This is a genomic window from Ammoniphilus soli, from assembly GCF_040813775.1.
Map to the genome: position 1 here is coordinate 1 of NZ_JBEGDL010000125.1, position 1,485 is coordinate 1,485.

The following is a 1,485-nucleotide window of genomic DNA, read 5'->3' on the forward strand; positions in this document are numbered from 1 at the left end:
GTAATACCAAACCTGTATCAGACTCTTCCGACATAAAGAAAAGTGTGCCGTGGATTTATTACGTCATCTTCTTTGCCGTACTGAACGAATCGGTATTCAACGTATCCACCCCAAGCATTGCCAAGCAGTTCGAGCTGGATGCTTCCGGCGTAAGCTGGGTGATTACGATTTTTTTTATCGTCTTCGGTATGGGAATGGTCATTTTCGGAAAACTTTCCGATATTTACAGTATTAAAAAACTGATTACGATCGGAATCGTCCTTTACAGCTTGGGGTCTATTCTGGGCTTTGTATTGCAATCTTGGTACCCCGCTGTCATTTTATCCAGGGCTATTCAAGGGGCCGGTGGATCCGCCATCCCGGCTTTGGTTTTTGTCTTGGTAGCCCGATTTTTTACGATGGAGGAACGGGGGAAAATGTATGGTATCATAACATCAACAGTATCCTTCGCTATTGGAATTGGTCCGGTGCTCGGCGGTTATATCGCAGGATCGTTCCACTGGGCATATTTGTTTCTCGTTTCGCTCCCCGTACTCGCCGCCATTCCTTTTTTCCAAAAGTTTCTGCCAATGGAACAACGCGGGACGGGAAAATTGGATATGGTTGGAGCGGTGCTGCTTGGTATTGTAGTGTCGATGCTGATTTTGTTTACGACAGAAGCAAATTGGTTTTATTTGCTCGTATCCTGCATAGCTCTAATCCTATTTATCGTTCAAATCCGCCGAGTAAAGGAGCCTTTTGTCGATCCAGCCCTTTTCAGCAATCCGCTATACCGGAGCGGGCTCATCATCGGCTTTCTTATTTTCGGCACCGTGATGTCCGTGATGTTTGTGATCCCGCTTATGCTAACCAAAATGTATGGTCTGAACACGGAGAATATCGGGCTCATTATGTTTCCGGGAGCCTTTAGCGCGGTCATATTCGGAAAAGTTGCCGGCAATATGACGGTCAAACGCGGAAGCCATTTTGTCGTGTATCTGGGGCTTGCCTTAATCGCGCTTAGTCTTCTGCTGCAATCTTCATCGATCGGGCTTTGGGTATGGTACATCGGGCTTGCCTTAATTATGATGTATATCGGATTTTCCTTCATGCAGACGGCACTAGTGGAAAGTGTAACGCAAATATTACCTGTTAACCAAATCGGTGTCGGTATGGGCTTTTTTAATATGACATCGACTATTTCCGGTGCGGTGGTGACAGCACTAGTCGCCAAAGCGTTGGAGCAAGAGCTGTTCGCTTTCCCGCTCCATCCTTTCATTTCGGACTCGTATGCATACTTGTACGGCAATCTCATTCTGATATTAAGCTTAGTTGTCGTAGCGTGCGCGCTCTTGTATTTCTTATCTTTCGGTAATAAAGCCCTACAGCCGGTCAATGAATCGAGCTGACATTCGCGGCAGACGATATTGCTTCATTAACTCTACAAAAACGGCCTTTGTCCGCATCGATAGCAGAGAAGGGCTGTTCTTTGCTTTTCTCTGGCTG

General features: G+C 46.3%; 1 protein-coding gene. It reads left to right on the forward strand.

Translation table 11 applies throughout. The features are described from left to right. The coding region (locus ABLT31_RS38610) for an MFS transporter (protein WP_367761013.1) at positions 1–1,388 on the forward strand (1,388 nt) is incomplete at its 5' end. Positions 1,389–1,485 lie beyond the last annotated feature (97 nt).